This is a genomic window from Novosphingobium sp. FW305-C-111 (assembly GCF_058783565.1).
Genome location: NZ_JBYSYP010000004.1, coordinates 114,966 through 140,227 on the forward strand (window position 1 = coordinate 114,966; position 25,262 = coordinate 140,227).

The window sequence follows — 25,262 nt, forward strand, 5'->3', positions numbered from 1 at the left end:
TGCCCTTCCCCGGCCCGACTCTCCCCGCTATGCTTTTGATACCGGGCCCTGCGGACGCCCGGTCAGGTTGCTTCGGCCACCCAAGGTCCGCTCCATCACCCGCCCCCGCGCGGGAGGAGCGCGCTTGTTTATGACGACCGAAGAATTCCGCACACCCCACCTCTCCCTCCCCGCCCTGTTCGCGAAGTTCCTGCGCTTCGGCTGCCTCGCATTCGGCGGGCCGGTCGCGCAGATCGGGATGATCCGCCACGCGCTGGTCGAGGAGGAGCGCTGGGTCTCCCCGGCCCGGTTCAACCGCCTGCTTGCGGTGATGCAGGCGCTGCCCGGGCCCGAAGCGCACGAGTTGTGCGTCCACATGGGGATGATGGCGCGCGGGCGGATCGGCGGGCTGCTGGCGGGGCTCGGCTTCATGCTGCCGGGGTTTGTGCTGATGCTGCTCGCGGGCTGGCTTTACCGTGAATGGATCGGGATGCCGCTCGCCGCGGGCGTGATGCTGGGCGTGCAGGTCGTGGTCCTCGCGGTGATCCTCAGTGCCGTCTGGCGAATCGGGAAGCACGCGCTGGAGAACCGGTTGCTGTGGCTGGTAGCCGGATCGGGCTTCGCCGCGACGCTGCTGGGCGTGCCCTTCTGGATCCCGCTGGTCGGCGGCGGCCTCGTAAGCGCGCTGGCGGGGCGCAAGGCGCTCGCCGCACTCGCGCTGGCGGTGGCGGTCGCGCTGGCGTGGGCGCTGACCACGCCGCCCGCGATAACGGGTGTTCCCGCGCTGGAGCACACCGCCCCGACGTTGCTCGCCCTGTTCGTGGCCGGGCTCAAAGGCGGGCTGCTGACGTTCGGCGGGGCCTATACCGCGATCCCCTATGTCCGTGCCGACACGGTCGGACGCGGCTGGCTGTCGGACGGCAACTTCCTCGACGGGGTGGCGCTCGCCGGCACCCTGCCCGCGCCGCTGGTGATCTTCGCGACCTTCGCCGGGTACCTCGCCGGAGGTTTCGAAGGCGCGGTGGCGATCACGCTCGGGATGTTCCTGCCCGCATTCGGGTTCTCGCTGGTGCTTTACGAGCGGCTCGAGGCGATCGTCGAGAACCCCGCACTCCACCAGTTCCTCGCCGGCGTGGCCGCCGCGGTCGTCGGCGTGATCGGCGCGACCTGGCTCCAGCTCGGCCGGTCCACGGGCGCGCAGGTGAGTGCCCCGATCCTCGCCACGGCGCTGTTCGCGGCGGCGCTGGTGATCGTGGTAAAGGTCCGCAAGAAGTGGATCACGCCGCTGCTGGTGCTGGTCGGCGGAGTGACCGGGGCCCTGGTCACGCTGTAGCGCTAGCCGCGGATTGCCTCCACCGGGCAGACGAGAGCCAAGGCCAGGCCCTCTGGCCGCCAGTCCTGCGTTATGGTGGCGCGCAAGGCGGTCGAGGCCATGCGCGAAACCAGGCGGCTGCCAAACCCTGTGCGCGCGGGCGCGGCAACCGGGGGACCGCCTCTCTCCGTCCATGACAGCGTCAGTGCCGCTCCGTCCTCGCCGGATTGAACCCTCCAGGATATCGCCACGCTGCCCTCGGGTATGGAGAGCGCCCCGTATTTCGATGCGTTGGTGGCCAGTTCGTGAAGCACCATGCCCAGGGTCTGCGCCGCCTCGGGGCCGATCACGACCGGCTCTCCGCTGATGTCCAGACGCTGATGATCGTGCGCCTCGAACGGAGCAAGCTGCGCCTCGACCAGCGCGGCGAGATCCGTCTCCCCCCACCCGTTGCGAACCAGCAGGTCGTGCGACGCGGCCAGCGAGGCAATCCGCTTTTCCAGCGTTTCGATGAAAGCATCGGGCCGGCTGGCAGCCGTCTGCCGGGCAACGGCCTGGACCACAGCAAGGACATTCTTGGCGCGGTGCGAGGCTTCGCGCTTGAGCCACTCCTCGCGCTGCTCGCGGCGGCGGCGCTCGGTAATGTCGCGCACGATGCTCTGGAAGCGGCCGTCGGGTAGTTGCCCGCCGACCAGTTCACCGATGAAGGTGCTGCCGTCCTTGCGGCGGAACAGCCACTCGCTGAGCGTGACCTTGCCGTCGGCATAGCCCGCGATCGTCGCCGGAAGCTTGTCTCGCTCCGAGGGATCGAGGACATCGGGCAAGTCCAGCTCGCACAGCTCGTCGATGGTGTAACCCATCATCTCGCAGCCGGCGCGATTGGCGTCGATGTAGCGTCCGGCGCTGTCCGCTATGAACAGGCCATCGCCCAGCGCATCGAAGATTTCCCTGAGCTGCGTTTCCCGCGGCATGTGTTACCCCAAGCGGACACTCCATTCCGCTGACTGCAGTTATGGAACGTTAACACCCAACCGCAAGCCGGTCCGTACATTCCGGACGAAAAAATGCCCCGGCATCGCTGCCGGGGCATCTGTTCGTTTGCAACCGGGCCGGAAGGCTCAGTCGACCACCGCTACCATGTGCGGGAGCTTGGCGATCGCGCCGCGCACTTCCGGGGTGTCTTCCACCTCGACCACGCGGTGCATCTTGCCGAGCCCGAGGCCGATAAGGACCTTCTTCTGGCTTTCCGGACGGCGGATCGGCGAACCGATCTGCTTGATCTTGATCTTCGCCATGCCTGTTACTCCACGATGGCCGCAGCTTCGGCTTCCGCCTCGGCCGCAGAGGCGCCGCCGCGACCGAGCAGGTCGGCGACCTTCTTGCCACGACGCTGGGCCACCGACTTCGGCGAAGTCTGGCTGGTCAGCGCGTCGAAGGTGGCGCGGATCATGTTGTAGGGGTTCGAGGTCCCGACCGACTTGGTCACGACGTCGGCGACGCCCAGGCTCTCGAAGACGGCGCGCATCGGGCCACCCGCGATGATCCCGGTCCCGGCCGGGGCCGAGCGGACGTTGACCTTGCCGGCGCCGAAGTGGCCACGGCCGTCATGATGGAGGGTGCGGCCTTCCTTGAGCGGAACGCGGACCATCGCACGCTTGGCGGCGGCGGTCGCCTTGGTGATCGCCTCCGGCACTTCGCGAGCCTTGCCCTTGCCGAAGCCGACCCGGCCCTTGCCGTCGCCGACCACGACCAGCGCGGCGAAGCCGAAGCGCTTGCCGCCCTTCACGGTCTTCGAGACGCGGTTGATGTGGACGAGCTTTTCGATCAGCTCTTCGCCACCATCGTCGTCGCCACCGCGGTTGCCACGGCGATCGTCGCGACCACGGCCACGGCCGCCGTCACGGCCGCCACGGTCGTTGCCGCCGCGCCCGCGGCCACCACGGCCGCGACCTTCGCGCTGCTGCTCGCCACCGGTTGCTTCCGGGGCAGCAGCCTCGACGGCAATACCGCCTTCGTTGTTGGTTTCGTCAGCCATGCTCAGAACTCCAGCCCGTTTTCGCGGGCGGCATCGGCCAGCGCCTTGACGCGGCCATGGAACAGGAAGCCGCCGCGGTCGAACACCACGGTGGTCACGCCGGCAGCCTTCGCCTTCTCGGCGATCTCGGCGCCGACCTTGGCCGCGGCGTCGACGTTGGCGCCGAACTGGCCCTTGGTGAGCGTCGAGGCCGCAACCAGCGTCTTGCCGGCGGCGTCGTCGATGATCTGGGCGTAGATGTGGCGGCCCGAGCGATGGACCGAGAGGCGCGGACGCCCACCGGCACGCGACTTGAGCGCGGTCCGGACGCGGCGACGGCGGCGATCGAAGAGGGAGAGCTTGGCCATCTTACTTCTTCTTCCCTTCCTTGCGGAAGATGTACTCGCCGCGGTACTTGATGCCCTTGCCCTTGTAAGGCTCGGGCTTGCGCCAGCGACGGATCTCGGCGGCAACCTGGCCGACCTTCTGCTTGTCGATGCCCGAGATTTCGACCGTGGTGTTGTCCGGGGTCTTGATCTCGATGCCTTCCGGCACGGGGTAGTCGACGTCGTGGCTGTAGCCGAGCTGCAGCTTCAGGTTCTTGCCCTGGGCGTTGGCACGATAGCCGACGCCGGTGATCTCGAGGACCTTGGTGTAGCCCTCGGTAACGCCGGTGACCAAGTTCGAAACCAGCGTGCGCTGCATGCCCCAGAAGGCACGGGCGGACTTGCTGTCGTTCGCCGGCTTGACGACGATGCGGCCGTCTTCGACGATGTAGCTGATCTCGTCGCGCATGTTCAGCGTGAGGGTGCCCTTCGGCCCCTTCACGGTCAGCACGCCATCCGCCGCAGCGGCGGTGACGCCGCCCGGGATCGCGACCGGAACTTTACCGATGCGGCTCATCAGAACACCTCCGCCAGCACTTCGCCGCCGACGTTCTGGGCGCGTGCTTCGGCATCCGAAAGCACGCCCTTCGGCGTCGAGACGATGGTGATGCCAAGGCCGTTGCGGATCACCGGAAGTTCCTTGGAACCCGAGTAGACCCGGCGGCCGGGCTTGGAGACACGGGCCACGTGCTTGATCGCGGGCTGGCCCTCGAAGTACTTGAGCTCGATGCGCAGCTGCGGGTGGGCGCCGCTGGCGTCCTCCGAGAAACCGCGGATGTAGCCCTCGCGCTGGAGGACTTCGAGCACGTGCGCACGCAGCTTGGACGCCGGCGAGAGGACCGAGTCCTTCTTCGCCTGCTGGCCGTTGCGGATGCGGGTGAGCATATCACCCAGGGGATCGGTCAATGCCATCGTCTGATCCTTACCAGCTCGACTTGGTCACGCCGGGGATGAGCCCCTTGTTGGCGAGATCGCGCAGTTCGATGCGGCAAAGCCCGAACTTGCGGTAGTAGCCGCGCGGACGGCCGGTGGTGTTGCAACGGTTGCGGACCCGGGTCGGGTTCGCGTTGCGCGGAAGCTCGGCCATCTTGAGACGGGCGATCAGGCGCTCGGTTTCGTCGAGCGACTCATCGTCGGCCGTGGCCTTCAGCGCGGCATACTTCGCCGCGTACTTCTGAACGAGCTTCTTGCGCTTCTCGTTCTTGTTGATGGAACTCAGTTTCGCCATGGACTTAAGCTCTCTTTGTCAAATCTGCTTCACGCGGCCTGCTGCTCTTCAGCAGCTTCCTGCGGGAACGGGAAACCGAACAGGCGAAGCAGCTCGCGCGCCTCGTCGTCGGTCTTCGCGGTGGTGGTGACGATGATGTCCATGCCCCGCACCTTCTCGATCTGGTCGTAGCTGATCTCCGGGAAGATGATCTGCTCCTTCAGACCCATCGCGTAGTTGCCGCGTCCGTCGAACGACTTGGGGTTGAGGCCCCGGAAGTCGCGGATGCGGGGCATCGCGATGGTGATCAGGCGGTCGAGGAATTCGTACATGCGTTCGCGGCGCAGGGTGACCTTGCAACCGATCGGCATGCCCTCGCGCAGCTTGAACTGCGCGATCGACTTCTTCGCCTTGGTGATGACGGGCTTCTGGCCCGCAATCAGTTCCATTTCGGCCGCCGCAGTGGTGACCTTCTTCTTGTCCTGGCTCGCCTCGCCGACGCCCATGTTGAGCGTGATCTTTTCGATCTTCGGAACTTCGAGGGCGTTCTTGTAGCCGAACTTCTCGGTCATCGCCTTGGCGATCTCCGCGTCGTACTTGGTACGCAGGCGCGGCGTGTACTTGGCATCAGCCATCGATCGTCTCCCCGGACTTGACGGCCACGCGGACCTTCTTGCCGTCCTTGGTTTCGAAACGGACGCGGGTGGCCTTGCCGTCCTTGGGATCGGCGAGGCCGACCTTCGAGACGTGCATCGGCGCTTCCGAACGGTCGATCCCGCCCTGCGGGTTCGCCTGGCTCGGCTTGCGGTGGCGCACGGCGACGTTGACGCCCGAGACGATCACCTTGTCCTCCTTGGGGAGGACCTGGAGGACGGTGCCGGTGCGGCCCTTGTCCTTGCCCGAGCGGACGACGACGCTGTCACCCTTCTTGATCTTGGCGGCAGCCATCACAGCACCTCCGGAGCGAGCGAGATGATCTTCATGAACCCGCGGCCGCGCAGTTCGCGGACCACCGGGCCGAAGATACGGGTGCCGATCGGCTCCTCGTTCTTGTTGACGAGCACGGCAGCGTTGCTGTCGAAGCGGATGACCGAACCGTCGGCGCGGCGCACGTCCTTGCGGGTGCGGACGATGACGGCACGGTGCACGTCGCCCTTCTTCACGCGGGCGCGCGGCTGGGCTTCCTTGATCGACACCACGATGATGTCGCCGACGCCGGCAGTCCGGCGCTTCGACCCGCCCAGCACCTTGATGCACTGGACGCGCTTCGCACCGCTGTTGTCAGCGACGTCGAGGTTGGATTGCATCTGGATCATTGATCCGGTTCCTTCTCACTGGCTTGCCGGAACCAGTCCGGCAGTTCCAAATCTCTTTAAGGTCAGACGTCGGCTTCGAAGGCGGCAGTCTTGCCGGCCTGGACGCGGTCGACGACCTTCCACGTCTTCAGCTTGGAGATCGGCGCGGTCTCTTCGATCCGCACGGTCTCGCCGGTCTTGAAGGCGTTGTCTTCGTCGTGAGCGTGATACTTCTTCGAGCGGCGGATGATCTTCCCGTACAGCGGGTGCTTCACCTTGCGCTCGACACGCACGACGACGGTCTTGTCGGTCTTGTCGGAAACCACGGTCCCGATCAGGATACGCTTGGGCATATGGTGCTCCTTACGCCTTGGCCGACTGAGAGCGCTCAGTCTGCAGCGTCTTGATGCGGGCGATGTCGCGGCGGACTTCCTTGATCCGGGCCGGACGCTCGAGCTGGTTGGTCGCGGCCTGGAAACGCAGGTTGAACGCCTCGCGCTTCAGTTCGCCAAGCTCGGCCGACAGCTGGTCGTCGCTCTTCGCGCGGAAGTCTTCGGTGCGGTTGGCCATTATTCGCCTCCCAGGTGCGAGGTATCGCCGAGACGGGCGATGACCTTGGTCTTGATCGGCAGCTTCATCGCGGCGCGGCTGAAAGCCTCCGCGGCGAGCGGACCGGGAACGCCGTCGAGCTCGAACAGCACGCGGCCCGGCTTCACGCGGGCAGCCCAGTATTCGATCGAGCCCTTGCCCTTGCCCTGGCGGACTTCGGCGGGCTTCTTCGACACCGGCACGTCCGGGAAGACGCGGATCCAGAGACGACCCTGACGACGGATGTGACGCGTGATCGCGCGGCGGGCCGCTTCGATCTGGCGGGCGGTGATCCGCTCCGGCTCGAGGGCCTTGAGGCCGTACGAGCCGAAGTTCAGGTCCGTGCCACCCTTGGCGTCGCCGTGGATGCGTCCCTTGAACTGCTTGCGGAACTTGGTCTTCTTCGGTTGCAGCATGGTGCTTACTCTACCTTAGCGAGCCGGGCGGACGCCGGAGGTTTGAGCCTCCATCATCAGCCGCTCCTGCGCCATCGGGTCGTGGCCGAGGATCTCGCCCTTGAACACCCAGACCTTGATGCCGATCACGCCATACGTGGTCAGCGCTTCGGCTTCGGCGTAGTCGATGTGCGCACGCAGGGTGTGCAGCGGCACGCGGCCTTCGCGGTACTGCTCGACGCGGGCGATTTCCGCACCGCCGAGACGGCCACCGCAGACCACCTTGATGCCCTCGGCACCGAGGCGCATCGCCGACTGCATCGCGCGCTTCATCGCCCGGCGGAACGCCACGCGGCGGACCAGCTGGTCGGCGATGCCCTGGGCGACGAGCTTGGCGTCGATTTCCGGCTTGCGGATCTCGACGATGTTCAGCTTGACGTCGCTGCCGGTCATCGTCGCGAGCTTCGAACGAAGCTTCTCGATGTCAGCGCCCTTCTTGCCGATGATGACGCCCGGACGGGCGGCATAGATCGACACGCGGCACAGCTTCGCGGGACGCTCGATCACCACCTTCGAGATCGCTGCCTGGGGCAGGTTCTCGACGATGTACTTGCGGATCTGGAGGTCTTCCTTGAGCATCTGCTGGTAGTTCTTGCCTTCGGCATACCAGCGGCTGTCCCAGGTGCGGTTGATCTGCAGGCGCAGACCGATGGGGTTCGACTTGTGACCCATGATCAGGCCTCCTCGACTTCGCGGACGACGATCCGGAGCCGCGAAAACGGCTTCAGGATGCGGGTCGACTTGCCGCGACCACGGGTGTGGAAGCGCTTCATCGTGATCGACTTGCCAACCGAGGCTTCCGCCACGACCAGCGCGTCGACATCCAGGTTGTGGTTGTTTTCCGCGTTGGCGATCGCCGAGGCGAGCACCTTGCGCGCTTCGACGGCCATCGCCTTGGTCGAGAACGCGAGGATGTTCATCGCGTCTTCGGCACGGCGGCCACGGATCAGCGCAGCGACGAGGTTCAGCTTCTGGGCCGACCCACGGATCTGGGTGCCGACCGACAGCGCTTCCTTTTCGCCCACGCGGCGCGGAGCTTTTTCCTTGCCCATTAGCGCTTGCCCTTCTTGTCGGCGGCGTGGCCGGGGAACGTGCGCGTGGGCGCGAATTCACCGAGCTTGTGGCCGACCATGTCCTCGTTGACCGAGACCGGGATGAACTTGTGCCCGTTGTAGACGTTGAACGTCAGGCCAACGAACTGCGGGAGAATGGTGGAGCGGCGCGACCAGGTCTTGATCGGAGCGGCGCGAGAGCCGGCATCCTGCTGCACTTCCGCCTTCTTCAGCAGGTGCAGGTCGACGAAGGGGCCTTTCCAGACGGAACGAGCCATGGCGGTTACCTCTTCTTCTTCGCGTGACGCGAACGGATGATCATCTTGTCCGTCTGCTTGTTGTTGCGGGTGCGCGCGCCCTTGGTCGGCTTGCCCCACGGAGTGACCGGGTGACGACCGCCCGAGGTCCGGCCTTCACCACCACCGTGCGGGTGGTCGACCGGGTTCTTGGCGACGCCGCGGGTCAGCGGACGCTTGCCGAGCCAGCGGCCGCGACCGGCCTTGGCGAGGTTCTGGTTCTGGTTGTCGGGGTTCGAGACCGCGCCAACCGTACCCATGCAATCGCCGCGCAGGTAGCGCTGCTCGCCCGAGTTGAGGCGGACGATGACCATGCCGCGGTCACGACCGACGACCTGGACATACGTACCGGCCGAACGGGCGATCTGGCCGCCCTTGCCCGGCTTCATCTCGACGTTGTGGCAGATCGTGCCGACCGGCATCTGCGACAGCAGCATGGCGTTGCCAGGCTTCACGTCGGTCTTCTCGCCGGCGACGACGGTGTCGCCGATGGCAAGGCGCTGCGGCGCGAGGATGTAGGCGAGCTCGCCGTCCTCGTACTTCACCAGCGCGATGAACGCGGTGCGGTTCGGGTCATACTCGAGCCGCTCGACGGTGGCAGGGGCATCCCACTTGCGACGCTTGAAGTCGATGTAGCGATACTTCTGCTTGTGGCCGCCGGCGATGCCGCGCGAGGTGACGTGGCCCTTGTTGTTGCGGCCACCGGTCTTGCGCTTGCCTTCGGTCAGCGCCTTGACCGGCTTGCCCTTCCACAGCGCCGACTTGTCGACGAGGATCAGGCCACGCCGGGCGGGGCTGGTCGGGTTGTAGTTCTTGAGTGCCATGGTGCGCCTCAGATCCCGCTGGTGACGTCGATCGACTGGCCTGCAGCCAGGGTCACGACAGCCTTCTTGACGTCCGAGCGCTTGTAGGGCTTGCCCTTCCAGCGCTTGGTCTTGCCCTTCTGGGTCAGGGTGTTGACGCCCGTGACCTTGACATTGAAGAGGGCTTCGACCGCAGCCTTGATCTCCGGCTTGGTCGCCTTGTCGGCAACCTTGAAGACCACGGCGTTGTGCTCGCTGAGCAGCGTCGACTTCTCGGTGATGTGGGGAGCCACGATCACGTCGTAGTGACGCGTGTCGATTGCGTCCTTAGCCATTGAAACGCGCCTCCAGCTTTTCGACAGCGGCGCGCGTCAGCACCAGCGTATCATGCTTCAGGATGTCGTAGACGTTCGCGCCGACGGCCGGGAGCACGTTGACCCCGACGATGTTGCGCGCGGCCTTGGCGAAGTTGTCGTTCACCGCCTCGCCGTCGATCACGAGGACCTTGCGGCCCCAGTTCGCCTTGGCGAGCTGAGCGGCGAGCGCCTTGGTCTTGGCATCGGTGTCGAGGTTCTCGACGATGACCAGACCGCCCTGCGCCTTCGACGACAGCGCCATGCGCAGGCCGAGGGCACGGACCTTCTTGTTCAGCGAGATGTTGAACTCGCGGCGACGGGCGCCGTGAGCCTTACCACCGCCGATGAACACCGGCGCGGCGCGGTCGCCGTGACGGGCGGTACCGCCACCCTTCTGGCGGCCGAACTTCTTGCCGGTGCGGGCAACGTCCGAGCGCTCGCGGGTCGCGCGGGCGATGCCGCGGCGGTTTTCGAGCTGCCAGGTGACGACGCGGTGCATGATGTCGGCGCGCGGCTCGAGGCCGAACACGTCGTCATTCAGTTCGACTTCGCCGTTGCCGGCCGAACCGTCGAGGTTGGAAAGCTTGACCTTCACGGGCTTAACCCTCCTGACCTTCGGTCGCCTCGACGGCCGCGGTATCTTCCGCGGGGGTGTCGGCAGCGGCCGGGGTGTTGCTGTTGGCAGCCTGCTTGAGGCCGGCGGGGTACGGAGCCTCGGCGTGACGCGAGACCTTCACGCCGTCGCGAACCAGCAGCCACGAGTTCTTCGCGCCCGGGACCGAGCCCTTGACGAAGATCAGGCCGCGCTCGTCGTCGGTGCGGACGACTTCGAGGTTCTGCTGGGTGCGCTGGCGGTCGCCCATGTGACCGGCCATCTTCTTGTTCTTGAAGACGCGGCCCGGATCCTGGCGGTTACCGGTCGAACCGTGGGCACGGTGCGAGATCGAGACACCGTGGGTGGCGCGCATACCGCCGAAGCCCCAGCGCTTCATCGCGCCCTGGAAGCCCTTGCCCTGGGTGTGGCCGGTGATGTCGACCATCTGGCCGGCAACGAAGTGCGAGGCGGCGATCGTCGCGCCGACGTCGAGGAGCGCGTCCTCGGCCACGCGGAATTCCGCGACCTGCATCTTCAGCGGCACTTCAGCCTTGGCGAAGTGCTCGCGCTGCGGCTTGGCGACGTTCTTCTGCTTGGCGGCGCCGGCACCGAGCTGGACCGCGACGTAACCGTCACGGTCAGCGGTGCGAACCGAAACCACCTGGCAATCTTCCAGCGCCAGGACGGTAACCGGCACGTGCCGTCCGTCCTCCTGGAAAAGGCGGGTCATCCCCACCTTCTTGGCGATCACGCCGGTGCGCATGATCAATTCTCCTACAGAGGCCTGCCGAGACCATCTCGACAGGCGTGTCCGGCCCGAATGTGATGCATGCCCCGTCCGGGCCAGGTGCCACTGCCGAGGCAGTGACGAGACGGGGGACGCATTCCCGGCCGCTTCTGACCCCGAAAGGTCGGCCGGAGGTATCCCTTGTGTCCGCTGGCGGAAAGCCGCGGCTCTGTCCCTGTGGCGGGTTGCCCCGCTATAGAGCCGGGCCGAAGCCCGGAAGGAATGTGAACCCGAGGGTTCGAAACTTCAGTCGATAAAGCGGCTCAGGCCAGCTTGATCTCGACATTGACGCCGGCCGCGAGGTCCAGCTTCATCAGCGCGTCGACAGTGGCCGCGTTGGGCTGCACGATGTCGAGCAGGCGCTTGTAGGTGCGAACCTCGAACTGCTCACGCGACTTCTTGTCGATGTGCGGGCCGCGGTTGACGCAGAACTTCTCGATGCGCGTCGGAAGCGGAATGGGGCCCCGGATCAGCGCGCCGGTGCGGCGAGCGGTGTCAGCGATTTCGCCAGTGGCCTGATCGAGTACGCGGTGATCAAAAGCCTTGAGACGAATGCGGATATTCTGGGCGTCCATGTCCGTTTACCGATGCGAAAGAGCGTAAAACAAAACCAGCCGCCTCCCCTTTCCCATCTCTGGCGAGAGAGGGGGCGACCAGCTGAAAACCGGCCCCGGGGAGACGAATCCCCCCGGGGAGCGCGGCCTATATTACTTCGTGATCTTGCTGACAACCCCCGAACCGACGGTCCGGCCGCCTTCGCGGATGGCGAAGCGAAGACCTTCGTCCATGGCGATCGGCGCGATCAGCTTGACCGACAGGGTGACGTTGTCGCCCGGCATGACCATCTCGGTGCCCTCGGGGAGGATCACTTCGCCGGTCACGTCGGTGGTGCGGAAGTAGAACTGCGGGCGGTAGTTGGCGAAGAACGGCGTGTGACGGCCGCCTTCGTCCTTCGACAGCACGTAGACCTCGGCCGAGAACTCGGTGTGCGGCTTGACCGAACCGGGCTTGCAGAGGACCTGGCCACGCTCGACCTCTTCACGCTTCACGCCGCGAACCAGCGCGCCGATGTTGTCGCCGGCTTCACCCTGGTCGAGGAGCTTGCGGAACATTTCGACGCCGGTGACGGTGGTCTTGGCGGTGTCCTTGAGGCCGACGATCTCGACTTCTTCACCAACCTTGACGATGCCGGTCTCGACGCGGCCGGTGACGACCGTACCACGACCCGAGATCGAGAACACGTCTTCGACCGGCATCAGGAACGGCTTGTCGGTCGGACGCGGCGGCTGCGGGATGTATTCGTCGACGGCGGCCATCAGCTCGTTGATCGAGTTCTTGCCGATGTTGTCGTCGCGGCCTTCGAGGGCGGCGAGAGCCGAACCCTTGATGATCGGAATATCGTCGCCCGGGAAGTCGTACGACGACAGCAGTTCGCGAACTTCGAGTTCGACGAGCTCGAGGATTTCCTCGTCGTCGACCTGGTCGACCTTGTTCATGTACACGACCAGCGCCGGCACGCCGACCTGACGGGCGAGCAGGATGTGCTCGCGGGTCTGCGGCATCGGGCCGTCAGCGGCGTTCACGACCAGGATCGCGCCGTCCATTTGGGCGGCACCGGTGATCATGTTCTTCACGTAGTCGGCGTGACCCGGGCAGTCGACGTGCGCGTAGTGACGGTTGGCGGTCTCGTACTCGACGTGGGCGGTCGAGATGGTGATGCCGCGCTCGCGCTCTTCCGGAGCCTTGTCGATGTTCGCGTAGTCGGTGAACGTCGCGCCGCCGGTTTCCGCGAGCACCTTGGTGATCGCGGCGGTCAGCGTGGTCTTGCCATGGTCGACGTGACCGATGGTGCCGATGTTGCAGTGCGGCTTGGTCCGCTCAAACTTAGCCTTAGCCATTGCTCAAACCTTCTTGTTCGTAAGTGTTGATTTCTGCGTGGGTGCGGCACCCGGCTGAATCGAGCGCCGCCCCTAGCCTGATCGTCGGGATCAGGCAAGCATGTCATTTACCCTGCCCGCCTCAGGCGAGCTTTTCCTTGACCTCGGCCGCGACGTTGGCCGGAACCTCGTCGTAGTGGTCGAAGAACATCGAGTAGTTCGCACGGCCCTGGGTGAACGAGCGGAGCTGGTTCACATAGCCGAACATGTTGGCCAGCGGGACCATGGCGACGACCGCCTGGGCATTGCCCCGGCTGTCGGTGCCCTGGATCTGGCCACGCCGCGAGTTGATGTCGCCGATCACGTCGCCGAGGTATTCCTCGGGGGTGATCACTTCGACCTTCATGATCGGCTCGAGCAGCTTGATCCCCGACTTCTGGGCCACTTCGCGCATCGCGCCGCGGGCACAGATTTCGAAGGCCAGCGCCGACGAGTCGACGTCGTGGTACGCGCCGTCATACAGCAGCACCTCGAAATCGATGATCGGGAAGCCGATGAGGCTGCCGGTCTCGGCGGTCTCGCGGAAGCCCTTCTCGATCGCCGGGATGTATTCCTTCGGGATGTTGCCGCCCTTGATCTCGTCCTTGAAGACGAAACCGGAACCGCGCTCGCCCGGAGTGACCTTGACCTTGACGCGGCCGAACTGGCCGGTGCCGCCCGACTGCTTCTTGTGGGTGTGGTCGAGGTCGACGGGCTTGGCGAGGTATTCGCGGTAGGCCACCTGCGGCGCACCGACGTTCGCTTCCACCTTGAACTCGCGGCGCATGCGGTCGACGAGAATCTCGAGGTGGAGTTCGCCCATCCCCTTGATGATCGTCTGGCCCGATTCATGATCGGTCGACACGCGGAACGACGGGTCCTCGGCCGCCAGGCGATTGAGCGCGATGCCCATCTTTTCCTGGTCCGCCTTGGTCTTCGGCTCGACCGACAGTTCGATCACCGGCTCGGGGAATTCCATCCGCTCGAGAATGATCGGCTGCTTTTCGGCGCACAGGGTGTCGCCGGTGGTCGTTTCCTTGAGACCGGCCAGCGCGACGATGTCGCCGGCATAGGCTTCGTCGATGTCCTCGCGGCTGTTCGCATGCATGAGCAGCATGCGGCCGATCTTTTCCTTCTTGTTCTTCACCGAGTTCAGGTAGCTGCCCTTCGACAGCGTGCCCGAATAGATGCGGGTGAAGGTAAGGCTGCCAACGAACGGGTCGTTCATGATCTTGAACGCCAGCGCCGAGAACGGCGCGTCGTCCGCGGTCGGGCGGCTGTCGGGCTCGTCTGTGTCGGGGTTGATGCCCTGGACGTCCTCGATGTCGAGCGGCGAAGGCAGGTAGTCGACGACCGCGTCGAGCAGGGGCTGGACGCCCTTGTTCTTGAACGCCGAACCGCACAGCACCGGCACGAACGCCTGCTCGAGCGTACCCTTGCGGATCAGCTTCTTGAGCGTGGCGACGTCGGGCTCGTTGCCCTCGAGGTAGGCTTCCATCGCCTCGTCGTCCTGTTCGACGGCGAGTTCGACCAGCTTCTCGCGGTATTCCGCGGCCTTGTCGGCGAGGTCGGCGGGGATTTCCTCGTAGTAGAACTCGGCGCCGAGCGATTCATCCTTCCAGATGATCGCGCGGTTCTCGACGAGGTCGACGAGGCCCTTGAAATCGCTCTCCGCACCGATGGGCAGGTAGAGGACGGCCGGGGTCGCACCCAGGCGATCGATGATCGTCTGGACGCAGTAGTAGAAGTTGGCACCGGTGCGGTCGAGCTTGTTGATGAAGCACATCCGAGGCACGCGGTACTTGTCGGCCTGGCGCCACACGGTCTCCGACTGCGGCTCGACGCCGGCAACGCCGTCGAACGCCGCCACGGCGCCGTCGAGCACGCGCAGCGAGCGCTCGACTTCGATGGTGAAGTCGACGTGGCCGGGGGTGTCGATGATGTTCAGGCGGTGGTCGTTCCAGATGCAGGTCGTCGCGGCCGACGTGATCGTGATGCCGCGTTCCTGCTCCTGCTCCATCCAGTCCATGGTCGCGGCGCCGTCGTGGACTTCGCCGATCTTGTAGGACTTGCCGGTGTAGTAAAGAATGCGCTCGGTCGTCGTGGTCTTGCCGGCGTCGATGTGCGCCATGATACCGAAGTTGCGATAGCGCTCGAGCGGATGGCTGCGGGCCATGGGGAAGTTCCTTGGAGAGATATGGGGGAGCCGACTGGCGGCCCCGCCCATATAGTGACGATTGTTACCAGCGCCAGATTACCAGCGGTAGTGGCTGAACGCGCGGTTGGCGTCGGCCATGCGGTGGGTGTCTTCGCGCTTCTTGACCGCGTTGCCGCGGTTGTTGGCGGCGTCGAGCAGCTCCGACGACAGGCGCGCGGCCATCGTGGTCTCGCTGCGGTTGCGCGCGGCGGTGATCAGCCAGCGGATGGCGAGCGCCTGGGCGCGTTCCGGACGAACTTCGACCGGGACCTGGTAGGTCGCACCACCGACACGGCGGCTGCGCACTTCGATCTGCGGCTTCACGTTGTTCAGCGCATCGTGGAAGAGCTGGATCGGGTCCGCCTTCGCACGGGTCTGCATGGTGTCGAGAGCGCCATAGACGATCGACTCCGCGACCGACTTCTTGCCGTCGAGCATGAGGTTGTTCATGAACTTCGACAGGATCTGATCCTTGTAAACCGGATCAGGCAGGATTTCCCGCTTTTCGGGACGACGACGACGAGACATCGCAAAATTCCTTCTAAATCTCTTCTGCCGCGTCCCCGCGAAGGCGGGGACCTCAGGCGACAGGAGCTAACCAGCGTTCTGCCTGAAGGAGCGAGATCCCCGATAAAATCGCTGATGGCGATTTTTCGAGGATGACCCGTCCCCCGGACGGGTCACTTCGGACGCTTGGCGCCGTACTTCGAACGGCTCTGCTTGCGGTCCTTGACGCCCTGGGTGTCGAGCACGCCGCGCAGCACGTGATAGCGCACGCCCGGAAGGTCGCGAACGCGGCCGCCGCGGATCAGCACGACCGAGTGCTCCTGCAGGTTGTGGCCTTCGCCCGGGATGTACGAAATGACTTCGCGGCTGTTGGTCAGGCGGATCTTCGCGACCTTGCGGAGCGCCGAGTTCGGCTTCTTCGGGGTGGTCGTGTAGACGCGGGTGCAAACGCCGCGCTTCTGCGGGTTCTGCTCCATCGCAGGGACCTTGCTCTTGGCCTTCTGCGGTTCGCGGCCCTTGCGGACCAGCTGGTTGATCGTGGGCATGAAGTACTCTTCACCTTGTCTGTGGCGCTGCAGCCGCGAGGTGAAGGGCAAAAGGTTCGCCACGGACGCGCGTTTTCGCGGGTCCTGTTGCGGCGAGCCTGAAACGCTCCACCCGGTGACGTTCGCCGGGTTACTTTGACGGATGAGACCGGGCGAAACCGCCCTGCCCTCACCGGCAATGTTCAGCTCGAATATGCCGACGCACGGGAGACCCGCCCGACGGAAGGCGCGCCCTTAGGGGAAAGCGGTGGTCGGGTCAACCACGAGAGTCGGCGCGGAAGGGATCGGGAAGGCTTGCGCCGCCGCATCCGCGACATTGGGTCCAGGCTGGAAAAATGTCACTCAGGGCTGGCACGAATCGAGTGACACCGCGTTATCGCGTCACGGCACACTGCAACGTGCGTCATTTCTTTGTGTCGGTGGTTCAAATTTCCAATCCTCGCCAGATCCTCCGTGAAGCCACCCGGGCGTCGCATGACCGGGTCGATTCCCTTTACAGTGCGTTCGACCTGTCGAGCCGTGATGGCTACGCGGCGTTCCTGAAGGCTCAGGCGTTTGCGTTCCTGCCTGTCGAACGTGCCATATCGTCCTCCGCCGAGGGAACCGCCAGTCTCGCCGATTGGTCCCGTCGTGTGCGAGGTCCCGCTCTTCTTGCCGATCTGGCAGCACTTGGCATCCATGAACCGGAGTCGGGACGCTGGGAAACAAGCGGTGACGAGGCGCATGTCCTTGGGGCCGTGTATGTCCTTGAGGGATCGAGACTCGGTGGCCGCGTTCTGGCCGCGCAGGTCGCTCCGCGGCTGCCCATGTCGTTCCTTGCGGCGGGCGATTCCGGGCTTTGGCGAGCGCTCGGCGAAACACTCTCTACACGCTTGATTACGCAGGCAAGTATTGATCTTGCAATCGAATCCGCTATTGGCGTTTTCGGGCTGTTTGAGAGGGGTGCGAGCCGCTCTTTGGAGGGGGCGGCGCGATGACTGAGCCGACCGTCGATCTCACCAATTGCGACCGCGAGCCGATTCATGTGCCGGGGTCGATCCAGCCGATCGGGTTCCTCCTCGCCGTTACCCACGACTGGCTCATCGCGCGGGCGACCACCAACCTGCAGCAATACCTGGGCCTGGATGTCGATGAGGTACTGGGTCGCCCTCTCAACGAGATAATCCCTCCCAACGTCGTCCACGACTTGCGCAATAAGGCGACGATGCTGCGCGGGCCGAACTCGGTCGAGCGCCTGTTCGGTGCGCAGCTCGGCGACGCTGGATTATTCAACATCGCCGTTCACTACTCGAGCGGGCAGATCATCCTCGAGGCGGAGCCCGGCGATACGCCAATGGGCGACGTGACCAGCATGGTCCGATCAATGGTCTCGCGGCTCGAGCAGGCGAACGATCTGACCGCGTTCTTTCGGGAGGGTGCGCGGCAGGTCAGGGCGATCACCGGCTTTGACCGGGTCATGGTCTATCGGTTCTCGCAGTCCGGCTCGGGCGAGGTCGTCGCAGAGGCGGCCCGGCCGGGGATCGGGCGATTTCTCGGCCTGCACTACCCCGCCAGCGACATTCCGCAGCAGGCGCGTATCCTCTACACCCGCAATCTGCTGCGGGTAATCGCCGACGTCGGCGCGGAGGTTGTGCCGATCGTCCCTCAGGTCGACGAGCGCGGCGAGCCGCTCGACCTTTCGCTGTCCATGTTGCGCTCGGTTTCCCCGATCCACATCGAATATCTCAAGAACATGGGCGTCGAGGCATCGATGTCGATTTCGATCGTCGTCGACGGGCAGTTGTGGGGTTTGTTCGCCTGCCACCACTACAAGCCGCTGCATCCGTCGTTCGCCCTGCGCTCCGTCGCCGAACTGTTCGCGCAGATGTTCTCGATGCAGCTCGAAATGCGCGAGCGGAAGGTCCTGGTCGAGTTCGAGCGCAGCGCGCGGGACACCGCGGACAGGCTGCTCGGCGCCGTCGCCTCGGACGAAGGGTTGTTGCGCGATCCGGACTGGCTTGCCGAAACTCTGAACAAGGCAATTCCCTCGGACGGCGTCGGAGTGTGGCTGTCGGGCAATTACGCGTTCTCCGGGCTGACGCCGCCGACCGAGGAGTTCCGCAAGATCATCCGCGCGCTCAATGCCACCGCGGCGGGCAAGGTCTTTGCAACGGACCATATCGCCTCGTTGATCGAGGGCGCAGAAGACTATGCCGATTACGCATCCGGCCTGCTCGCTATCCCGGTCTCTCGAACCCCGCGCGATTACGTCATTCTTTTCCGCTCGGAGCTGATCCGATCGGTGCGCTGGGCGGGAGATCCGCACAAACCGGTGGAATACGGGCCGAACGGCCCGCGCCTGACTCCGCGCAAGAGCTTCGACGAGTGGAAGGAACTCGTTCGCCATCGTTCGCGGCCGTTCACCCCGTCGGAAATCCGGGTCGCGGAGACGCTCCGCGCCACCCTGATCGAGGTGGTGCTGCGCCTTGCCGATGAAGCCTCGACCGAACGGCAGAAGGCGCACGAGCGGCAGGAAGTGCTGATTGCGGAGCTGAATCACCGGGTCCGCAACATCCTCGGCCTGATCCGCGGAATGATCCACCAGTCCGCGCCCGAAAGCGATGATGTGCGCGACTTCGTGAAGATCGTCGACCAGCGCATTCACGCGCTGGCGCTGGCCCACAACCAGCTCACCGAGGACCGCTGGGGCCCCGCCCCGCTGGCCCAGCTGATCGACACCGAGATTGGCGCGTTCCTCGCCGAGGACGAGGATCGGGTCGTCCGCGATGGCCCTCCAGTCACGCTCAATGCCGATGCGTTCTCGACCTTCGCTCTGGTCCTCCACGAGATGGTCACCAACTCCACGAAATACGGCAGCCTGTCCGTACCCGAAGGCCGCGTGGACCTGACCTGGCAGTTCGATCCGGCGACCGGCCTGGAGATCGACTGGCGCGAGTCAAACGGCCCGCCGGTCAAAACCCCTACCCGGCAAGGCTTCGGGACCACGATCATCCAGCGTTCGGTTCCCTACGACCTCGGCGGCGAGGCCCAGATCGAGTACGCGCCGGAAGGCTTCCACGCCCACTTCAGGATCGGCTGCCGGCACGTCGCGCAATCGTCGCCAAAGGCGTCCGGCGCGCGTACCCGGCCGGTGCGCGGTGCCGTACCGAAGGTGCAGCCCGGGTTCCTCAAGGGCCAGCACGTGCTTCTGGTGGAAGACAGCCTGATCATCGCCCTCGATGCCGAGGAAATGCTCGAACGTCATGGCGCCAGCGAGATCATGACCGCGTCTTCGGTCGATGCGGCACTCGATCTCATTGCTGCGAAGCCCCCGACCATGGCGGTCCTCGACATCAATCTCGGCACCTCGACGAGCTTTGCCGTGGCCGACGTCCTTAACAGCCATGGAATCCCGTTCCTCTTCGCAACCGGCTATGGAGAGCAGGCGCGCATTCCGTCGGCCCATCAGTCACGGCCAATCCTGCAAAAGCCTTATACCCCGGAAAAGCTGGCCGAAGCCGCCGGACTGCTCGATCTGAGCGGCGCAGACAGGGCGGACTAACAAAACTGTGCCTGCTTATAATAACGCAGGAGATAAATCTCTACCTGAAACGTAGACATTCAGCATCCATACAGCTTTTCAGGCGCAGCCTCCAGCCTGCCGATCGCCCTCCGTGCAGATCGCCCGACAACCGGGGCGACGGAAAAAGGAGAGGTGTGGCATGGCTTATGCTCAGGACAAGGCCCGTACGCAGCAGGTCGCCTCGGCCGGAATGGTCGTCGCTTTGCAGGTCGGGATCGGCGCGGTGCTGCTGGCGACATTCGCCGGAGGCATGCAGGCGGTCCTGCCGCCGAAGACCGATCCCAGGGCCTTCGATGTGCCGATCGATATGCCCCCGCCACCGCCCTCGCCCACGACGTCGCCAAGTGTGACCCGCGATCCGGTCATCGACCGACCGGAGAGCACCTTCACCCTGACTCCGCTCGATCGCGATCTCCTGCCGCTGCCGACCACGACGCCGCTCGATCCTGGCCCGATCGGCCCGGTCGGTACGTCGACGACGCGTGCAGTCGACCCCTCGCCCTCGCCTTCGGCGGCGTTCCTGCCGCGCTCGGCCCGGCCAAAGACCAGCCCGGGGACCTGGGCAACGACGCTCGACTACCCGGCCCGGGCGATCCGCGAAGGCCGCGAAGGCACGACGGCGTTCCGGGTCTCCATCGGCACCGACGGCCGCGTGACCGACTGCATGATCATTCGTTCGAGCGGGTCGCCGGACCTCGACGACGCCACCTGTGCCAAGGTGTCCAAGCGGGCGAAGTTCGAGCCGGCAACCGACTCCGCCGGCAATCCGGTCGCCGGGAGCTACGCCAACTCGATTCGCTGGGTCCTGCCGAAATAGTGGCAAAGGGCAGTCGCCCCCGTCCCCTCCCGCCAGCGGGAGGGGAATGGGACGCTAATCCCGCGCGCCGAGCATGAACGCGATCATGTAGGCCGCCGACTGCTTGATATGCTCAAAGGCATGCGAGCCATCCACTTCGGAGGTTGGCCCGACCGAAGACAGACGCTCGAGCATGATCAGGACCGCCGCCGCACTCGCCATCGGAGAAAGATGGCGGGGAACGCGGCCCGCATCTTGTGCCCGCTGGATCTGCCGGGACAGCGCGGCAAGCATCGGCTGGGCATGAGCGTTGCGCGAAGCCAGGAAGCGTTCGTCCCCTTCTTCGGCTGCGAGGTTGCGCACGCGGAAGATCGTGCGGTGCGTGTTCCACAGCCGCGTGTAGAGATCGACGAATTTCTCGGCGCTGCCGGTACAGCCGTGCTCGAGCCAGTTTTCTGAAGCCAGCGCTTCGAGTTCGGGCGAGGTAAGCTCGGTGCCCTCCAGTGCCGCAAGGACGACTTCCGGCACTCCGCGGAAATACACATAGAACGTCGCCGGCGAGGTGCTCGCCTCGCGCGCCACATCGACCACCGAAAGGTCGCGCAATCCGTGAGTTTCGAGCAGGCGAACGGTCGTCTCGATCAGCAGCTGGCGGGTTCGGCGGCCCTTGGCGCCGATCCTCTGGCCATTCTGGTTGAGCGCGTTCACCTCGCCCCCGCGCTTGCGAGAGCGGGGTGGAAACTGCACGCTATCCGCGCTTGCCGCGGCACTGTTCCCCGCCATTGCCTTCCCCTTCGCGCCGCCAGTTTGGCAGCGCCGAAAAAATCCCCATGGCAGACGCGGCGAGGATTGCAACAAATTGACATTCCGTCAATACTTGACGCAATCACACTTGCGCACGGCGATCGCTGACAGCGCGGGCAACGGGAGAGCAAGGATGGCACTGGACGGCAAGGTCGCGGTGGTCACGGGCGCGTCGAAAGGAATGGGTCGTCACTTTGTTGCAGCCCTGGTCGGCGAGGGCATGAGAGTTGCTGCGCTGGCCCGGCCCTCCCCTGAATTCTCGAGCCTTTCGACCGAGTTCGGTGACGCTGTGCGTGCGATTGCGTGTGATGTCGCCGATCCGGCACAGGTCAACGCGGCCATTGCCGAAGCGGCCGCGGCGTTCGGGCGGATCGATCTGGTGGTCAACAACGCAGCGGTGTTCTTCCCCTTCACTTTCGAGCACGCGAGCAATGAAGACATGCGCCGGCACATCGATATCAATGTGCTCGGCCCGGCATGGATGATCCGCGCCGCGATCCCGCACCTTCGTGCGACGCAAGGCCAGGTGGTGACCATTTCCAGCGAATCCGTGAAGGACCCCGCGCCCATGCTCGCGCTTTATGCGGCGACCAAGGCGGCGATCGAGGTGCTGTCCGACGGCCTGCGCAGCGAACTGCGCGCCGATGGCATTCGCGTGACGGTGCTGCGCTCGGGTTCGGTCAAGGGCGGCAGCGGCGGCGAGAACTGGTCGGCGGAGAACACCCAGGCGTTCTACCGCAAGATCGTCGAGACCGGGTTCGCCCAGCGTACCGGCGCGGGGGCCGAGCCGGAATCGATGGCCGCCGCGCTGGTCGCCATCGCCAGCCTTCCGCGCGACGTCTCGGTCGACGAAATCGTCGTCCGCGCGGCGCTGGCCGGCGTTCCCGAGGGAGCCAGGGCGGAGCCGGCTTGACCGTCCCGTCTGCCCGTCCGCCACTCCAGCTTGGCCTGGTCGGCGCGCTATGGATGGCCGAGGTCACCGGTTCGTTCGAAACCGCGATGATCCTCGCCGCGCTCAAGGCGCTGATTGCCGACTTCGGCGATCCGGCGCTCGTCGGCTGGCTGATCACCGGGTACCTCGTGGTCGGCGCGGGGCTGGCGGCGGTCGTCGGGCGGCTCGGCGACATCTTCGGGCGGCGCAAGGTGCTGGTGATCGTCCTCGCGGTGGGAGCGGCAGGCTCGCTGGTGAGCGCCCTGTCCAGCACTTTCGCGGTGCTTCTCGCCGGACGGATCATCCAGGGGGCGACGGCGGTCATCCTGCCGCTGGTGATCGGCCTTGCCCGGGAAAACGTCGCCGCGCCCCGCGTACCGATGGCGATCGGCCTGATGACCTCCGGGGCTTCGCTCGGCACCGCTGCGGGGCTGGTCCTGGGTGGGCTGATCGTCGACACCTGGAGCTGGCACGGCGTGTTCTTTGCCAGTGCGGCACTGTGCCTGGTCTCAATCGTCGCGATCATGGCAGCTGTCCCGCCATCGCAGCCCCATCCGCCCAAGGGGCCGGTCGACTGGCTTTCCGGCATCCTCTTCGCGCCCGGTGTCGCGCTGATGCTGCTTTATGCGACGCTCGGCCCCAAGCGCGGCTGGAGCGAGCCCATCTCGCTCGCCTGCCTGCTGGCGGGGATCCTGCTGCTGGCCGAATGGGTACGGCGGAGCCTCACCTCGCCCAGTCCGCTGCTGTCGCTGCGGGTGTTCCGCAACCGCGCGATCGCGGTGGTGAGCCTGTCGTCGGTCGCAGTCTCGCTTGGCGCACTGCAGATCACGGTGATCTTCACGATCCTGCTCCAGGCGCCGACCTGGACCGGAATCGGCCTCGGCCTCTCGGCGACGGTTGCCGGACTGGTCAAGCTGCCCTCGAATCTCACCTCGACGCTCGCCGGGCCGTTCGGTGGCTGGCTGACCGGGCGCGGCGGCGGGCGAACGGCGATGATCGTTGGCGGGGTGCTCACTGCGTTTGGTTGGGTCTGCGTGATCGTCGATACCTCGAGCGTGCCACTGGTCATTGCCGAGCTGATCGTGATCTCGTTCGGCACAACCATGCTGTTCTCGGTCGCGCCGACGATCCTCGCGCAAGCCTCCCCGCCCCACCGGGTGAGCGAGATCGCCGGGATGGTCGGGGTCATCCGCAGCCTGTTCATGGGCGTCGGTGCGCAGCTGGTGACCACGCTGCTGGCGGTGGAGACGGTGCGGCAGGGCAGCGAGAGTTATCCCGCCGCGTTCGCGTACCAGCTCACCGTCGCCGTCGTCGTGGGCTTGACGGTTCTCGCGATCATGGTGTCTTTCGCGCTTCCCAAGGACATCCGGCAGGAAGCATGATCGACGACGAGAGAATTCCCGTGATCGTCGGCGTCGGACAGGTCAACGACCGACCCGCCGACCCCGCCGACGGGCGCAACCCGGTCGCCCTGATGGCCGCCGCATTGCGATCGGCGGAGGAGGACGCCGGCGGCGCATGGCTCTCGCGGCTCGATGCGCTGTCGGTTGTGGACCAAATCGGCTGGCCCGACCTCAACCCCATCCCTGATGCCCTCGCGGCCATGATCGGGGCGAACCCGCGCATCCGCGAGCAGACCCCGAAGCCGACCGGCGACAGCCCCGTTCGCCTCCTCCACGACGCCGCCAATCGAATCGGTGCGGGCGAAATACGCCTCGCCGGGGTCGTCGGTGCCGAGTGCCTGCGCACCGCCGCGCGCCGTGCCGCCGCCGAGCCAAGCAGTGTCCACAACGCCGCACCGCAGCTGCTCGGCAGTCGCTCGCGCACCACGTACCGCGGGCGCTATGGGCTGGTCGCCCCGGTCGATGTCTATCCGCTTTACGAAAACGCGGGACGCGCTGCGTACGGCCAGTCACTGGCGGAAGGCCAGGCGGAAAGCGGGGCGATCTGGTCGCGCTTCAGCGAGATCGCGGCTGCCAATCCGGCGGCGTGGCTGCGCAAGGCCGTGCCGGCAGAGGAGATCGTCACGCCCTCCCCTGCCAATCGCCCGATCGCCTTTCCCTACACCAAGCTGATGGTCGCGAACTCCTCGGTCAACCAGGCGGCGGGGTTCCTCGTGTGCTCTCTGGCGCTGGCGCGGGAGATGGGCGTGCCGGACGAGCGGATCATCTATGTCGGCCAGGGCGCGGCCGCACACGAATGCGAGGACCCGATCCTGCGCGACCGCTTCGACCGCTCTGCCAGCATGGCGGTGTCGATCACGCGGACCATGGCGCTCAATGGCCTCGAGACGGCGGACCTCGACGCAGTCGAACTCTATTCCTGCTTCCCCTGCGTGCCCAAGATGGCGCGGCGCGTCCTGGGCTGGCCGGCGGACCGCCCGGCCAGCGTATTCGGCGGGCTGACGTTCGGCGGGGGGCCGATCGGCAACTACATGAGCCACGCCGTCGCCAGCATGGTCGAGCGTCTGCGCACGGGTGGGCGGCACGGCCTGCTCTTCGCCAATGGCGGCTATGCGACCGAGAACCACTCCATCGTCCTCACCCGCGAACCGGTGTCTGCCGGGACGTTTCCGCAAGACTATGATTTCAACAGCGAGGCCGATGCCCTGCGCGGCCCAGCCCCGGCGCTGGACGAGACCTACGAGGGTCCGGGCACGATCGAGACTTACACGGTGCTCTACGGTCGGGACGGCGGCGCGAAGCACGGAGTGGTCGTGGCGCGCAGCCCCGCAGGAACACGGTTCCTCGCGCTGGTGCCGGCGAGCGACACGCTGACGATCGCGTTCATGACCGACGGAGATGCGGAGCCGGTCGGTTCGGCAGGTTCGTCCGTGGCCGGACCGGACGGATTGAAAATCTGGCTTCGCCGCTGAATCA

33 protein-coding genes are annotated in these 25,262 nt (G+C 65.7%); 7 read left to right on the plus strand and 26 right to left on the minus strand.

The window, feature by feature from the left end; genetic code table 11:
* Positions 1–130 precede the first annotated feature (130 nt).
* Positions 131–1,312, plus strand: a complete 1,182-nt coding sequence (gene chrA / locus AC3WLD_RS06240) for a chromate efflux transporter (RefSeq protein ID WP_492556081.1) — start codon at positions 131–133, stop codon at positions 1,310–1,312.
* Positions 1,313–1,314: 2 nt separating this feature from the next.
* Here the strand turns inward: chrA and AC3WLD_RS06245 are convergent, their stop codons facing one another.
* The 25 genes from AC3WLD_RS06245 to rpsL all read right to left on the minus strand — a co-directional run bounded on the left by AC3WLD_RS06245 (position 1,315) and on the right by rpsL (position 16,290).
* Positions 1,315–2,262: an HWE histidine kinase domain-containing protein gene (locus AC3WLD_RS06245; RefSeq protein ID WP_492556082.1), complete on the minus strand. Its 948-nt coding sequence runs from the start codon at positions 2,260–2,262 to the stop codon at positions 1,315–1,317.
* Positions 2,263–2,409: 147 nt separating this feature from the next.
* Positions 2,410–2,586 carry a 50S ribosomal protein L30 gene (rpmD, locus tag AC3WLD_RS06250; RefSeq protein ID WP_492556083.1) on the minus strand — a complete coding sequence of 59 codons (177 nt, stop codon included), beginning with the start codon at positions 2,584–2,586 and terminating at the stop codon, positions 2,410–2,412.
* A gap of 5 nt (positions 2,587–2,591) precedes the next feature.
* Positions 2,592–3,326, minus strand: coding sequence for a 30S ribosomal protein S5 (gene rpsE, locus AC3WLD_RS06255; protein WP_492556084.1), 735 nt, complete (start codon positions 3,324–3,326; stop codon positions 2,592–2,594).
* A 2-nt stretch (positions 3,327–3,328) separates the two neighbouring features.
* Positions 3,329–3,673, minus strand: a complete 345-nt coding sequence (gene rplR / locus AC3WLD_RS06260) for a 50S ribosomal protein L18 (RefSeq protein WP_492556085.1) — start codon at positions 3,671–3,673, stop codon at positions 3,329–3,331.
* A 1-nt stretch (position 3,674) separates the two neighbouring features.
* The gene (gene rplF, locus AC3WLD_RS06265) at positions 3,675–4,208 is read right to left on the minus strand and encodes a 50S ribosomal protein L6 (RefSeq protein ID WP_492556086.1); all 534 of its coding nucleotides are present in this window, start codon (positions 4,206–4,208) and stop codon (positions 3,675–3,677) included.
* Positions 4,208–4,603 (minus strand): 30S ribosomal protein S8, encoded by a 396-nt coding sequence (gene rpsH / locus AC3WLD_RS06270; protein WP_492556087.1) that lies wholly within the window; start codon positions 4,601–4,603, stop codon positions 4,208–4,210. Before rpsH ends, rplF begins: the two co-directional genes overlap by 1 nt.
* A gap of 10 nt (positions 4,604–4,613) precedes the next feature.
* Complete coding sequence (gene rpsN, locus AC3WLD_RS06275) at positions 4,614–4,919, minus strand: 30S ribosomal protein S14 (RefSeq protein ID WP_492556088.1); 306 nt, start codon at positions 4,917–4,919, stop codon at positions 4,614–4,616.
* A gap of 29 nt (positions 4,920–4,948) precedes the next feature.
* Positions 4,949–5,533 (minus strand): 50S ribosomal protein L5, encoded by a 585-nt coding sequence (gene rplE, locus AC3WLD_RS06280; protein ID WP_492556089.1) that lies wholly within the window; start codon positions 5,531–5,533, stop codon positions 4,949–4,951.
* The gene (gene rplX / locus AC3WLD_RS06285; RefSeq protein WP_492556090.1) at positions 5,526–5,846 is read right to left on the minus strand and encodes a 50S ribosomal protein L24; all 321 of its coding nucleotides are present in this window, start codon (positions 5,844–5,846) and stop codon (positions 5,526–5,528) included. The genes rplE and rplX overlap by 8 nt, the downstream gene beginning before the upstream one ends.
* A complete protein-coding gene (gene rplN, locus AC3WLD_RS06290; RefSeq protein ID WP_492556091.1) occupies positions 5,846–6,214 on the minus strand; it encodes a 50S ribosomal protein L14 in 369 nt (122 codons plus the stop codon). The genes rplX and rplN overlap by 1 nt, the downstream gene beginning before the upstream one ends.
* Positions 6,215–6,276: 62 nt before the next feature.
* Positions 6,277–6,546 (minus strand): 30S ribosomal protein S17, encoded by a 270-nt coding sequence (gene rpsQ / locus AC3WLD_RS06295; protein WP_492556092.1) that lies wholly within the window; start codon positions 6,544–6,546, stop codon positions 6,277–6,279.
* Between the two features lie 10 nt (positions 6,547–6,556).
* Complete coding sequence (gene rpmC / locus AC3WLD_RS06300) at positions 6,557–6,763, minus strand: 50S ribosomal protein L29 (RefSeq protein ID WP_492556093.1); 207 nt, start codon at positions 6,761–6,763, stop codon at positions 6,557–6,559.
* Entirely contained in the window at positions 6,763–7,197 is a 435-nt protein-coding gene (gene rplP, locus AC3WLD_RS06305; RefSeq protein ID WP_492556094.1) for a 50S ribosomal protein L16, read from the minus strand. Before rplP ends, rpmC begins: the two co-directional genes overlap by 1 nt.
* Before the next feature lie 15 nt (positions 7,198–7,212).
* A complete protein-coding gene (gene rpsC, locus AC3WLD_RS06310; RefSeq protein ID WP_492556095.1) occupies positions 7,213–7,908 on the minus strand; it encodes a 30S ribosomal protein S3 in 696 nt (231 codons plus the stop codon).
* A gap of 2 nt (positions 7,909–7,910) precedes the next feature.
* Entirely contained in the window at positions 7,911–8,288 is a 378-nt protein-coding gene (gene rplV, locus AC3WLD_RS06315) for a 50S ribosomal protein L22 (protein ID WP_492556096.1), read from the minus strand.
* Positions 8,288–8,566: a 30S ribosomal protein S19 gene (rpsS, locus tag AC3WLD_RS06320; RefSeq protein ID WP_492556097.1), complete on the minus strand. Its 279-nt coding sequence runs from the start codon at positions 8,564–8,566 to the stop codon at positions 8,288–8,290. Before rpsS ends, rplV begins: the two co-directional genes overlap by 1 nt.
* 5 nt (positions 8,567–8,571) lie before the next feature.
* On the minus strand, positions 8,572–9,408 hold the full coding sequence (gene rplB, locus AC3WLD_RS06325) for a 50S ribosomal protein L2 (RefSeq protein ID WP_492556098.1): 837 nt from the start codon (positions 9,406–9,408) through the stop codon (positions 8,572–8,574).
* Positions 9,409–9,416: 8 nt separating this feature from the next.
* Complete coding sequence (locus tag AC3WLD_RS06330) at positions 9,417–9,722, minus strand: 50S ribosomal protein L23 (RefSeq protein ID WP_169492436.1); 306 nt, start codon at positions 9,720–9,722, stop codon at positions 9,417–9,419.
* Positions 9,715–10,338, minus strand: a complete 624-nt coding sequence (gene rplD / locus AC3WLD_RS06335) for a 50S ribosomal protein L4 (RefSeq protein ID WP_492556099.1) — start codon at positions 10,336–10,338, stop codon at positions 9,715–9,717. Before rplD ends, AC3WLD_RS06330 begins: the two co-directional genes overlap by 8 nt.
* A gap of 4 nt (positions 10,339–10,342) precedes the next feature.
* On the minus strand, positions 10,343–11,101 hold the full coding sequence (rplC, locus tag AC3WLD_RS06340; RefSeq protein WP_492556100.1) for a 50S ribosomal protein L3: 759 nt from the start codon (positions 11,099–11,101) through the stop codon (positions 10,343–10,345).
* Positions 11,102–11,388: 287 nt separating this feature from the next.
* Positions 11,389–11,700, minus strand: coding sequence for a 30S ribosomal protein S10 (rpsJ, locus tag AC3WLD_RS06345; protein WP_185663838.1), 312 nt, complete (start codon positions 11,698–11,700; stop codon positions 11,389–11,391).
* 132 nt (positions 11,701–11,832) lie between these two features.
* Entirely contained in the window at positions 11,833–13,023 is a 1,191-nt protein-coding gene (gene tuf / locus AC3WLD_RS06350; RefSeq protein WP_492556101.1) for an elongation factor Tu, read from the minus strand.
* A gap of 121 nt (positions 13,024–13,144) precedes the next feature.
* The gene (fusA, locus tag AC3WLD_RS06355) at positions 13,145–15,217 is read right to left on the minus strand and encodes an elongation factor G (protein ID WP_492556102.1); all 2,073 of its coding nucleotides are present in this window, start codon (positions 15,215–15,217) and stop codon (positions 13,145–13,147) included.
* A 78-nt stretch (positions 15,218–15,295) separates the two neighbouring features.
* Positions 15,296–15,766, minus strand: a complete 471-nt coding sequence (gene rpsG / locus AC3WLD_RS06360) for a 30S ribosomal protein S7 (protein WP_492556103.1) — start codon at positions 15,764–15,766, stop codon at positions 15,296–15,298.
* 152 nt (positions 15,767–15,918) lie between these two features.
* Complete coding sequence (gene rpsL / locus AC3WLD_RS06365; RefSeq protein WP_011444902.1) at positions 15,919–16,290, minus strand: 30S ribosomal protein S12; 372 nt, start codon at positions 16,288–16,290, stop codon at positions 15,919–15,921.
* A gap of 398 nt (positions 16,291–16,688) precedes the next feature.
* Here rpsL and AC3WLD_RS06370 point away from each other — a divergent pair, with 398 nt between their 5' ends.
* The 3 genes from AC3WLD_RS06370 to AC3WLD_RS06380 all read left to right on the plus strand — a co-directional run bounded on the left by AC3WLD_RS06370 (position 16,689) and on the right by AC3WLD_RS06380 (position 20,669).
* Positions 16,689–17,267, plus strand: coding sequence for a biliverdin-producing heme oxygenase (locus tag AC3WLD_RS06370; protein ID WP_492556104.1), 579 nt, complete (start codon positions 16,689–16,691; stop codon positions 17,265–17,267).
* Positions 17,264–19,831: an HWE histidine kinase domain-containing protein gene (locus AC3WLD_RS06375; RefSeq protein ID WP_492556105.1), complete on the plus strand. Its 2,568-nt coding sequence runs from the start codon at positions 17,264–17,266 to the stop codon at positions 19,829–19,831. The genes AC3WLD_RS06370 and AC3WLD_RS06375 overlap by 4 nt, the downstream gene beginning before the upstream one ends.
* A gap of 160 nt (positions 19,832–19,991) precedes the next feature.
* Positions 19,992–20,669, plus strand: coding sequence for an energy transducer TonB (locus AC3WLD_RS06380; RefSeq protein WP_492556106.1), 678 nt, complete (start codon positions 19,992–19,994; stop codon positions 20,667–20,669).
* Positions 20,670–20,723: 54 nt separating this feature from the next.
* Here the strand turns inward: AC3WLD_RS06380 and AC3WLD_RS06385 are convergent, their stop codons facing one another.
* Positions 20,724–21,395 carry a TetR/AcrR family transcriptional regulator gene (locus tag AC3WLD_RS06385; RefSeq protein WP_492556107.1) on the minus strand — a complete coding sequence of 224 codons (672 nt, stop codon included), beginning with the start codon at positions 21,393–21,395 and terminating at the stop codon, positions 20,724–20,726.
* Between the two features lie 190 nt (positions 21,396–21,585).
* Between AC3WLD_RS06385 and AC3WLD_RS06390 the strand changes: the two genes are divergently transcribed.
* Genes AC3WLD_RS06390 through AC3WLD_RS06400 form a run of 3 tightly spaced genes read left to right on the plus strand, consistent with a single transcriptional unit; the run spans position 21,586 to position 25,258 of the window.
* Positions 21,586–22,365: an SDR family oxidoreductase gene (locus tag AC3WLD_RS06390; RefSeq protein WP_492556108.1), complete on the plus strand. Its 780-nt coding sequence runs from the start codon at positions 21,586–21,588 to the stop codon at positions 22,363–22,365.
* Entirely contained in the window at positions 22,362–23,765 is a 1,404-nt protein-coding gene (locus AC3WLD_RS06395) for an MFS transporter (RefSeq protein ID WP_492556109.1), read from the plus strand. The genes AC3WLD_RS06390 and AC3WLD_RS06395 overlap by 4 nt, the downstream gene beginning before the upstream one ends.
* Entirely contained in the window at positions 23,762–25,258 is a 1,497-nt protein-coding gene (locus AC3WLD_RS06400) for an acetyl-CoA acetyltransferase (RefSeq protein WP_492556110.1), read from the plus strand. The genes AC3WLD_RS06395 and AC3WLD_RS06400 overlap by 4 nt, the downstream gene beginning before the upstream one ends.
* Positions 25,259–25,262 lie beyond the last annotated feature (4 nt).

Coding starts and splice junctions, on each gene's coding strand:
- rplC (WP_492556100.1), bottom strand. CDS start 11,101: ATGCGCACCGGCGTGATCGCCAAGAAGGTGGGGATGACCCGCCTTTTC.
- AC3WLD_RS06375 (WP_492556105.1), top strand. CDS start 17,264: ATGACTGAGCCGACCGTCGATCTCACCAATTGCGACCGCGAGCCGATT.
- rpsS (WP_492556097.1), bottom strand. CDS start 8,566: ATGGCTCGTTCCGTCTGGAAAGGCCCCTTCGTCGACCTGCACCTGCTG.
- rpsC (WP_492556095.1), bottom strand. CDS start 7,908: ATGGGTCACAAGTCGAACCCCATCGGTCTGCGCCTGCAGATCAACCGC.
- fusA (WP_492556102.1), bottom strand. CDS start 15,217: ATGGCCCGCAGCCATCCGCTCGAGCGCTATCGCAACTTCGGTATCATG.
- rplX (WP_492556090.1), bottom strand. CDS start 5,846: ATGGCTGCCGCCAAGATCAAGAAGGGTGACAGCGTCGTCGTCCGCTCG.
- tuf (WP_492556101.1), bottom strand. CDS start 13,023: ATGGCTAAGGCTAAGTTTGAGCGGACCAAGCCGCACTGCAACATCGGC.
- rpsL (WP_011444902.1), bottom strand. CDS start 16,290: ATGCCCACGATCAACCAGCTGGTCCGCAAGGGCCGCGAACCGCAGAAG.
- rplP (WP_492556094.1), bottom strand. CDS start 7,197: ATGCTGCAACCGAAGAAGACCAAGTTCCGCAAGCAGTTCAAGGGACGC.
- rpsG (WP_492556103.1), bottom strand. CDS start 15,766: ATGTCTCGTCGTCGTCGTCCCGAAAAGCGGGAAATCCTGCCTGATCCG.
- rpsH (WP_492556087.1), bottom strand. CDS start 4,603: ATGGCATTGACCGATCCCCTGGGTGATATGCTCACCCGCATCCGCAAC.
- rpsN (WP_492556088.1), bottom strand. CDS start 4,919: ATGGCGAAACTGAGTTCCATCAACAAGAACGAGAAGCGCAAGAAGCTC.
- rplF (WP_492556086.1), bottom strand. CDS start 4,208: ATGAGCCGCATCGGTAAAGTTCCGGTCGCGATCCCGGGCGGCGTCACC.
- rpsJ (WP_185663838.1), bottom strand. CDS start 11,700: ATGGACGCCCAGAATATCCGCATTCGTCTCAAGGCTTTTGATCACCGC.
- rplB (WP_492556098.1), bottom strand. CDS start 9,408: ATGGCACTCAAGAACTACAACCCGACCAGCCCCGCCCGGCGTGGCCTG.
- rpsE (WP_492556084.1), bottom strand. CDS start 3,326: ATGGCTGACGAAACCAACAACGAAGGCGGTATTGCCGTCGAGGCTGCT.
- AC3WLD_RS06330 (WP_169492436.1), bottom strand. CDS start 9,722: ATGGCTAAGGACGCAATCGACACGCGTCACTACGACGTGATCGTGGCT.
- rplV (WP_492556096.1), bottom strand. CDS start 8,288: ATGGGCAAGGAAAAAGCTCCGCGCCGCGTGGGCGAAAAGGAAGCGCTG.
- rplN (WP_492556091.1), bottom strand. CDS start 6,214: ATGATCCAGATGCAATCCAACCTCGACGTCGCTGACAACAGCGGTGCG.
- rplR (WP_492556085.1), bottom strand. CDS start 3,673: ATGGCCAAGCTCTCCCTCTTCGATCGCCGCCGTCGCCGCGTCCGGACC.
- rplE (WP_492556089.1), bottom strand. CDS start 5,533: ATGGCTGATGCCAAGTACACGCCGCGCCTGCGTACCAAGTACGACGCG.
- AC3WLD_RS06380 (WP_492556106.1), top strand. CDS start 19,992: ATGGCTTATGCTCAGGACAAGGCCCGTACGCAGCAGGTCGCCTCGGCC.
- AC3WLD_RS06245 (WP_492556082.1), bottom strand. CDS start 2,262: ATGCCGCGGGAAACGCAGCTCAGGGAAATCTTCGATGCGCTGGGCGAT.
- AC3WLD_RS06400 (WP_492556110.1), top strand. CDS start 23,762: ATGATCGACGACGAGAGAATTCCCGTGATCGTCGGCGTCGGACAGGTC.
- AC3WLD_RS06390 (WP_492556108.1), top strand. CDS start 21,586: ATGGCACTGGACGGCAAGGTCGCGGTGGTCACGGGCGCGTCGAAAGGA.
- chrA (WP_492556081.1), top strand. CDS start 131: ATGACGACCGAAGAATTCCGCACACCCCACCTCTCCCTCCCCGCCCTG.
- rpsQ (WP_492556092.1), bottom strand. CDS start 6,546: ATGCCCAAGCGTATCCTGATCGGGACCGTGGTTTCCGACAAGACCGAC.
- rpmD (WP_492556083.1), bottom strand. CDS start 2,586: ATGGCGAAGATCAAGATCAAGCAGATCGGTTCGCCGATCCGCCGTCCG.
- rpmC (WP_492556093.1), bottom strand. CDS start 6,763: ATGGCCAACCGCACCGAAGACTTCCGCGCGAAGAGCGACGACCAGCTG.